Genomic DNA, 9,123 nt, shown 5'->3' with positions numbered 1-9,123 from the left:
GCGATTGTGGGATGGTATTTATAGCATTATTCGCGTGCTGCTACCTGCTTACCTCATCTTGATTATCTTACATAAGGCATCAACAGCCTACATGCGGCGGCATGAGAAAGGGCCAGAGGCTCATTCCCTTTTCTTCCGTGTTGGGTTGCTGGCGGTGACGTCTGTCTTTGATGCTGCCTTTGTCGGTATTGCGTCTGGTGTCGGTTATTTATCGGCCTATATTTTCTCGACAGATCCGACGGTGCAGAGCATCAACAATGTTGAGCTGTTTGCCATCAATGCCTTCTTCCTGATTGAAATGTCGCGTGTTGTGATCCGGTTTGTGTTTGCACCGCACAGGCCTTCCTTCCGTCTGCTGCCATTCTCAGATCCGGAGGCTGTTTTTTGGGCCCGACATCTGATCCTGATTGTCGGCATCCTTGGGTTTGGTGTTCGTCTGGCCGTGCCTATGGTTGGGGTGAACTTTTCTTCGCAGTTGGCGGGCAGTGTGCGTGTCACCGTTGTGCTGGTCTGTCTTATCTATCTTGTTGCGATTATTTTCCGGTCACGGTTGCGGGTGCGCCATGCCATTCGCAAGTATGCTGAGAGCTTTACCGGAGCCAACTTCTCTGTTCAGCTCTTCAAGGGGCTGGGCTTTGTCTGGCACCTGTTGGCTCTGCTGTATGTGTTTGCGATCATGGTCGCGTGGCTGCGTACGCCGCTTGATGCCATCAACTATATTGCCAGAACCAGTGCAATGTCCTTGCTTGTTATCTTCATCGGGCTGGGCATTATGATGTTGCTGACACGGGTTATTCGTAAGGGTGTCGACCTTCACGATGCACTGGACCATGTGTTGCCGACGTTTGAAAAACGCCTGAACTCCTTCCTGCCGACTGTTTGCATGGTGCTGCGGGTTATCGTGGGTCTTTGTGTGATCATTGGTGTTCTGGAAGTCTGGGGTGTTGGCAATTTCTGGCAGTGGATCTGGGCGGGTGACGGGATCTCCTTTGCGAATTCCCTGATGTCTGCGGTTATTGTTATTCTGATCGGCTTTGCTCTGTGGTTGACGATCATGTCCTGGATCGACCTTCGCATTCTGGAGCGGGAAGGCAAGACAGTGTCCAGCCGCACCAAGACGCTGTTCCAGCTGTTCAGCAATGCACTCTCAATCCTGATGATCGTGATGTTTACGCTTCTGGCGCTGTCAGAGCTTGGCATTCAGATCGCGCCACTGATTGCAGGTGCTGGTGTTGTTGGTCTGGCGGTCTCATTTGGCTCGCAAAAGCTGGTGCAGGATGTGATTACGGGGGCCTTCATTCAGCTTGAAAATGCAATGAACGAAGGGGACTTTGTTGAGGTTGGCGGTATTAGTGGCACCGTTGAGCGCTTAAGCATTCGCAGTGTCAGACTGCGTGATCTCAATGGTACGTCACACATCATTCCGTTCTCTTCCGTGACGAGCGTTTCCAACTCCACCCGCGACTTTGCTTATGCGGTTTCGGTTATGGGTGTTGGATATGACACGGACATTGAGGTGGCCAAAGAGGCCATGCAAGAAGCCTTCCGCCGATTGGAAGAGACACCGCACAATGTTGCGATCCTTGGTGAGTTGGAAATGCATGGTGTTACGGCGTTTGGTGACTCTGCCATCAACATCCGGGCTCGCATCAAAACCTTGCCGGGCAGCCAGTGGGCAATCGGGCGGGCTTATAATGAGTATCTGAAGGTCGTGTTTGACGAGCGTGGCATCGATATTCCATTCCCGCAAGTGACCTACCATGTGGCAGGTGACAGCAAGCCAGAGGAGGTTCCTCAGGTTGAGCAGAAAGCTGCGCCAGCGAAAGGGCGTGGTTCCAAGGCTGCGGGCAGTGAAGGTGACAATACCTCGGAAGAGGATGGTCAGAACTGATGTAATCTGAATTGGATCAGATACCGAAACCACGCAGTTTCGGTTTCATATGAAAAAGGCGCGTTCGTTTTGATCACGAACGCGCCTTTTTGCTGTTGCCCAGTGTTAAACAAATTGACGAGAGAAATAAGCCAAACAGACGATTTTTTCGCTTGCTTATGGGAGTTTCGTTTTAATACATATATATGATAATAGGTTTCGTTGACTTTCGAAAATATTCGAATAGGTTCGGCGTAATGAATATGCGTGCTATCACGGATTCACTGGCGAGAACCGTGACATTGAGGGGCCAGTCATGAGCAAGACCATGAGTAAGAGCTATGATCTATTTGTCATAGGGGGCGGGATCAACGGCTGCGGCATTGCTCGGGATGCCTCTGGTCGCGGACTTTCAGTTTTTCTGGCGGAAAAGACTGATTTTGCAAGCGCGACTTCTTCAGCCTCGACCAAGCTGATCCATGGTGGATTGCGGTATCTGGAATATTATGAGTTCCGTCTTGTTCGTGAAGCTTTGAAGGAACGCGAAGTTCTTTTGAACATGGCGCCGCATATCATCTGGCCGCTTCGCTTTATTCTTCCGCACCATAAAGGCTTGCGTCCGGCGTGGTTCCTGCGTCTTGGTCTGTTCATGTATGACCATCTGGGTGGTCGTAAGCTTTTGCCAGCAACGAAGACTGTGCCGCTGGACAGTGCTCCGTTTAATGATGGCTTGAAGTCTCTTTTCACGCGCGGTTTTGAGTATTCCGATTGCTGGGTGAATGATGCGCGTCTGGTTGTGCTGAACGCGCGTGATGCTGCTGCACGTGGTGCTGAAATTCGTCGTAACACCGAAGTTGTCCGCGCCTCCCGCACCGCTGGTGGTTGGGAGATTGAAATTCGTGATAGCGTGAGCGGCAAGAGCGAGCTGGTGCTGGCCAAAGCGCTGGTGAATGCGGCTGGGCCTTGGGTGTCTAACGTTTTGAAAGGCGCCATTGGGCTGAACAGTCAGGCGAATGTGCGTCTGGTGAAGGGCAGCCATATCATTGTACCGAAGATGTTTGGCCATGACCGCAGCTTCATCTTCCAGAATGCGGATGGCCGTATTGTCTTTGCGATCCCTTATGAGGATGATTACACGCTGATCGGCACCACAGATGTTGATTATCAGGATGATCCGGCAGGGGTTTCCTGTTCTGATGATGAAGTTGCGTATCTGTGCAGCGCGGTGAGTGAGTACTTCTCTAAAGAAGTGACCCCGGACATGGTTGTGCGAACCTATTCCGGTGTGCGTCCTCTTTATGATGATGGTGCGAGCGAAGCGCGTGCGGCGACGCGCGATTATGTTCTTGAGATGGATGAGGGTGAGAGCAAGGCTCCATTACTGAGCGTGTTTGGTGGCAAGATCACCACATACCGCCGTCTTGCTGAACATGCGCTGGAGAAGCTGGCGGATTATCTGCCTCAAGCTGCCAAAAAGAACAGCTGGACCAAAGAAAGCGTTCTGCCGGGCGGTGACTTTGAGCCGGGTGACTTTGGTGCGAAGGTTGCCTCTTTGAAATCAGCTTATCCGTTCCTTGAGCATGATCATGCCTATCGTTTGGTACGGTCCTATGGCTCTGATGCCATAAAGATCCTCGGATATGCGAAAACCACTGCTGAGATGGGCGCGCATATTGGCGGTGATCTTTATGCCTGCGAGGTCAACTGGATGGTTGAGCAGGAATGGGCTGTGACTGCGGAAGACATTTTGTGGCGGCGTTCCAAGCTGGGATTGCATCTGCCGAAGGAAGCAGCAGGTGTGCTGGAGCATTACCTTGCCAGCTACTTTGAAGCCAACCGCATGGCTGGTTAAGTTTCAGGCTCTGTTTTTCCTAGTGAAAGGCAGAGCCTGTTTTATGTCATGGCGCCTTGTATGGGATGGTATACACAAAGGCTGGCCAATACCTTTGTATTTTGGCACGTGACATTCTACGTTCATCATTAGAGCACATCACGTGCATTCTCATTTACGTGCCGTGCTCTAATTTGTTTGCTTAAGCGAATTCTTATCGCTTGATTGTGAGTAATCAAGCGGAACGCGCTGCAGATTGTTTCGGCGCCTCAGAAAAATAGCTGGCGCCAATTTGAATTTTCGAAGAGGGGAACCCTCTTCCGGGAGGAATAAATGACAGGGTGGGTGCTCTCCATTGATCAGGGGACGACGTCAACACGTGCGATCGTTTTCAATGACAGTTTTGAAAGTGTGGGTGTTGGGCAGCGCGAGTTTCCGCAGCATTTTCCGCATGAAGGCTGGGTAGAGCACGATCCTGAGGACCTCTGGACTACGACTGTTGAAACATGCCGTGAGGCTTTATCCGGTGCTGACCTTGCTGCTGGGCAGATTATCGGTGTGGGCATTACCAACCAGCGTGAGACAACGCTGATCTGGGATCGCGTAACTGGTGAGCCGGTTTATAACGCGATTGTCTGGCAGGACCGGCGAACTTCTGCCTTCTGCAGCACTTTGAAAGCGGCGGGTCATGAAGAGCTGTTTACTAGCCGGACAGGTCTGCTGCTTGATCCTTATTTCTCCGGCACCAAGGTTGCCTGGATTCTGGACAATGTTGAGGGCGTGCGTGCACGGGCAGAAGCTGGGGAACTGGCGTTTGGTACCGTTGATACCTGGCTGATCTGGCGTTTGACTGGTGGCAAGTCCCATGTGACTGATGCGACCAACGCTTCACGTACTCTTCTCTATAACATCGGCGAGAACCGTTGGGACGAGGAGCTGCTGGCTCTCCTGAACATTCCGCTGAGCTTACTACCGGAAGTGAAAGACTGTGCGGATGATTTCGGCACAATCACAGCTGATCTATTTGGTGCCGAGCTGCCGATTTATGGCGTGGCTGGCGACCAGCAAGCGGCAACGGTTGGGCAGGCATGCTTCAAGCAGGGCATGGTGAAGTCCACCTATGGCACTGGTTGCTTTGCATTGCTGAACACCGGTGAAGAGCTGGTTTATTCCAAGAACCGGTTGCTCTCTACCATTGCGTATCGCATCAATGGCAAAACGACTTATGCGCTGGAAGGTTCCATCTTTATTGCGGGGGCTGCCGTGCAGTGGCTGCGTGATGGGCTGAAGATCATCGAGACCGCTGCGCAGACGCAGTTGATGGCGGAAAATGCAGATCCGGAAAGCCATGTCTATCTGGTTCCGGCGTTTGTTGGTTTGGGTGCTCCTTACTGGGACCCTGAAGCACGTGCGGCGATTTTCGGTATGACTCGTTCTACCGGTCAGGATGAGATTGCGCGGGCGGCACTGGAAAGTGTTGGCTACCAGACTGTTGATCTGATCAACTCCAAGTCGTCCGACATGGGCTCACCGCTGAATGGGGACACCGTGCTGCGCGTTGATGGCGGTATGGTTGCTTCTGACTGGACCATGCAGTTCCTTGCCGACATTCTTGGCCGTCCGGTGGATCGCCCTGTTGTGCAGGAAACCACGGCGCTTGGCGTTGCGTGGCTTGCTGGTATGAAGGCGGGTGTGTGGCCGAGCATGGAAGAATTCTCCAAGCGCTGGCATCTGGACCGTCGTTTTGAGCCCAACATGGACGCAGCCGAGCGTGAGAAGCGACTCTCCGGTTGGCATGACGCGGTTTCCCGGACCCGTTCTCAGGCCTCATGACTTAAGTGATATTAAGCTGCGGGAGGTGCCGGATTGCCGGTTACACACTTTCCGCAGCGTTATTAACTTGCTGAATTTATTGCTTTTCCACTGTGGTACTGGATTTATTTGCTTTCAGATATATCACAGTATTGACCTTTGAGGGATTGAGGGTCATATTGCCTGTAATATATCACAGGTGAGGATAATCAAAATGTGGACTGGTGTTTACCCGGCTGTCACAACAAAGTTTACAGAGAACGATGAGCTTGATTTTGCAGAGATGGAGCGTTGCTTCCAGCTGCAGATGGACGCCGGCTGCGATGGCATTATTGTTTGTGGTTCTCTTGGTGAAGCGATGGCGCTGGAGCCTGAAGAGAAAATCGAAATTCTCAAGCTTGCCAAAAAGGTTTGTGGGTCCAAACACGTTATCATGACTGTGTGCGAAAGCTCCACACGCCGCGCGATGAAAGCGGCAGCGGATGCAGCGGCAGCTGGCGCAAATGGTCTGATGGTTCTGCCCGGCGTTCCCTACCGCTCTGCACCGCATGAGACTGTGGCGCACATCAAGGCTGTTACCAAAGCTGGCGGCGTTCCGGTGATGGTTTACAACAACCCGGTTGCTTACGGTGTTGATGTGACTTTGGATATGTTCGCTGAGCTGGCAGACGAGCCGCTTATTGTTGCGATGAAAGAGTCCACCGATGACATTCGCCGTGCGACTGAAGTGATCAACCGCTTTGGCGATCGTTTCAAGGTGCTGACCGGCGTTGATAACCTTGCACTTGAGAGCCTGATGATGGGCGTTGATGGCTGGGTTGCTGGTCTTGTTGTGGCTTTCCCACGCGAAACTGTCGCGATCTACAAGCTGGCAAAAGCTGGCCGCTATCAGGAAGCGCTTGAGATTTACCGCTGGTTCCGTCCGCTGCTGGACTTGGATGTCTCCACCAATCTAGTCCAAAATATCAAGTTGGCAGAGATGGTTGCTATCGGCTCTAATGACCGTGTTCGTGCGCCACGTCTGGCTTTGTCCGGTGCGGAGCGTGCGCGTGTCATCAAGGTGGTGGAAGATGCAGTTGCATGCCGCCCGGAACTGCCGGAGCTTAAAGAGCTATGCGACACATCCATGTAATCGGAGCCGGGGTTGTTGGATTGGCAACAGCCCTGCGCCTTCAGCAAGAAGGCCACAAGGTTGCTCTGATTGACCGCAATGGTCCGGGTGAAATGGCCAGCCGTGGGAACGCGGCTGGCATTGCATGGACTGATGTTGCGCCTTTGGCATCCAAAGGCATTTGGCGGAAAATACCCGGCTGGTTGCTAGACCCGCTGGGGCCACTTTCTGTGCGCCCTGCTTATGCACTCAAGATCCTGCCATGGATGCTACGGTTCTCGCGGGCATCGCTTCCTGACAAACTGAAACACAGCGTTCTTGGCAAAGCTGCGATTAACAAGGCTTCGCTGCCTGCATGGGAACGGCTGTGGCAATCCTCAGGCACGCGGCATCATGTGTTTATGAAGGGCTGTCTTGAGGTTTATACCGAGTACAGTCAGATTGAGGGTGTTCGTAAGGGCTGGCAGGAGCAACGTGAGCATGGCATCGAGGTTGAAGAGCTCAATGGCAACCAGATCCGTGAGTTAGAATCTGATTTTTCTGAGAATGTTGTTGGCGGAGCACTGGTGCCGGGATGGATGAGTGTTGATGATCCGCATGCCCTGTGCCTGAGCCTTGCAGAGGCTTTTGAGCGCAACGGTGGCAAGATCCTCAAGAAATCGGTTTCCTATGTTCAGCCGCAGGGTGATCACATTGTTCTGCATCTGGAAGGTGAAGAGCAAATCCTCAGCGATCATGCGGTGATTGCTTGTGGTGCGTGGTCCAAGACGCTGGCGGCTCAGTTGGGAGACAAGGTGCCGCTGGAAACGGAGCGCGGATACAACACCACATTTTCTGAGCCGAATGTTGCTTTGAAGCATGCTGTTATGGTGCCAGGACTTGGCTTTGCAGTGACGCAGCTTTCTCACGGATTGCGGGTTGGCGGTGCTGTTGAGTTTGGCGGACTGAAGATGGAAGCCAACTGGAAGCGGGCTGACGCGATGGCCGAGAAGGCATCTCGTTTGTTGCCCGGCCTGAACCGTGAAAACGGCATTCGCTGGATGGGGCATCGGCCTTCTATGCCGGACACGCTACCAGTGATCGGACATTCTAAACAAAGCGACCGCGTGACTTATGCGTTTGGGCATGGTCATCATGGGCTCACACAGGCAGCCATTACGGCTGAGCTGGTCAGTGACCTGATTTGCGGTGAAACACCAAAAATAGATTGCACGCTTTACAGTGCTCAACGATTTTAAGCGCGGTTCTGCCGAGGGAGAGAGAGGGCTCCATCGGTTGACCGCCGGCATCCTGCATTGATGCCATGGAATGAGGGGAGGGGAGCTTGGTCTCCAAGAGTTTTTTCTGTGTTGACGGGCATACCTGCGGTAACCCCGTGCGACTGGTTGCGGGCGGCACGCCAGCCTTGCGCGGCAATGATATGCTGGAGCGGAGGGCGGATTTTCTCAAGCGCTATGACTGGATCAGAACCGGATTGATGTTTGAGCCGCGTGGGCACGACATGATGTCCGGCTCCATGCTGTTTCCTCCAACACGGCCTGACTGTGATGTGGCGGTGTTGTTTATTGAAACATCCGGCTGTCTGCCCATGTGTGGGCACGGCACCATCGGTACGATCACAATGGCGCTGGAAGAGGGGCTTATTGAGCCTCGTGAGCCGGGCAAGGTGTATTTGGATACGCCTGCTGGTCTTGTGGTTGCCGAGTATTTTGAAAAAGACGGATATGTTGAGAGTGTTCGCCTGACCAATGTGCCAAGCTATCTGGCAGAAACTGGTTTGAGCGTTGACCTGCCGGGTGTGGGTGAGATCAGCGTTGACGTGGCATATGGCGGCAACTTCTACGCCATTGTTGAAGAGCAGGAAAACTTTCCGGGCCTTGAGAATGTAGGTGTTTCACAGTTGCTCGACTGGAGTCCACGATTGCGGGCTGCATTGAATGAGAAGTACTGCGTGACGCATGCAGAAGATGAACGCATCCACGGTATCAGCCACATTCAATGGACTGGCAAACCGACCTCGGAGGCTGCTGATCGGCGCAATGCGGTGTTTTATGGTGATAAGGCATTGGATCGTAGCCCATGTGGCACCGGCACCTCCGCCCGCCTTGCACACCTTTACGCCAAAGGCGAGTTGAAGGTGGGCGACACCATGCGCCATGAATCCATCATCGGGTCTGTGTTTGTGGGCGGTGTGAAGGAAGCGGCCAAAGTGGGCGGCCATGACGGCATTATCCCAACCATCGAAGGCTGGGCCCGCAAAACCGGCTACAACACCCTCTTCCTCGACGACCGCGACCCTTACATGACCGGCTTCCAACTGGCAGCCGACGGCGTAAAGCACTTTCCGGAGAAGGGAACTTACGGAAAGTGATTGTGAATGGTAGGCAAGAGTGAGTTTCTTGCTTTGGCAAGCCACTCTTACCTTTCCAAGCATTAGAGCACGTCGCGTTCATTAGCATTCACGCATCGTGCTCTGACATCTTTGGTGGAGCGAATTCT

At 53.1% G+C, this 9,123-nt stretch carries 6 protein-coding genes; all 6 read left to right on the top strand.

The features are described from left to right. The coding region (locus PPL9_RS06575) for a mechanosensitive ion channel domain-containing protein (RefSeq protein WP_057461947.1) at window positions 1-1,891 on the top strand (1,891 nt) is incomplete at its 5' end. Between the two features lie 307 nt (window positions 1,892-2,198). Continuing rightward, window positions 2,199-3,722, top strand: a complete 1,524-nt coding sequence (gene glpD / locus PPL9_RS06570; RefSeq protein ID WP_057462050.1) for a glycerol-3-phosphate dehydrogenase — start codon at window positions 2,199-2,201, stop codon at window positions 3,720-3,722. 312 nt (window positions 3,723-4,034) lie between these two features. After that, entirely contained in the window at window positions 4,035-5,534 is a 1,500-nt protein-coding gene (gene glpK, locus PPL9_RS06565; protein ID WP_057461946.1) for a glycerol kinase GlpK, read from the top strand. 193 nt (window positions 5,535-5,727) lie between these two features. Then, window positions 5,728-6,645 (top strand): dihydrodipicolinate synthase family protein, encoded by a 918-nt coding sequence (locus tag PPL9_RS06560; protein ID WP_057461945.1) that lies wholly within the window; start codon window positions 5,728-5,730, stop codon window positions 6,643-6,645. Beyond that, window positions 6,627-7,862, top strand: a complete 1,236-nt coding sequence (locus tag PPL9_RS06555) for an FAD-binding oxidoreductase (protein WP_057461944.1) — start codon at window positions 6,627-6,629, stop codon at window positions 7,860-7,862. The genes PPL9_RS06560 and PPL9_RS06555 overlap by 19 nt, the downstream gene beginning before the upstream one ends. An 86-nt stretch (window positions 7,863-7,948) precedes the next feature. After that, the gene (locus tag PPL9_RS06550; RefSeq protein ID WP_057461943.1) at window positions 7,949-8,995 is read left to right on the top strand and encodes a 4-hydroxyproline epimerase; all 1,047 of its coding nucleotides are present in this window, start codon (window positions 7,949-7,951) and stop codon (window positions 8,993-8,995) included. Window positions 8,996-9,123: the final 128 nt, after the last annotated feature.

The organism is Pseudovibrio sp. POLY-S9 (assembly GCF_001431305.1).
Taxonomy (GTDB): domain Bacteria; phylum Pseudomonadota; class Alphaproteobacteria; order Rhizobiales; family Stappiaceae; genus Pseudovibrio.
Note: the sequence above shows the minus strand (reverse complement) of the source record. Positions and strands in the feature narration are given on the sequence as shown.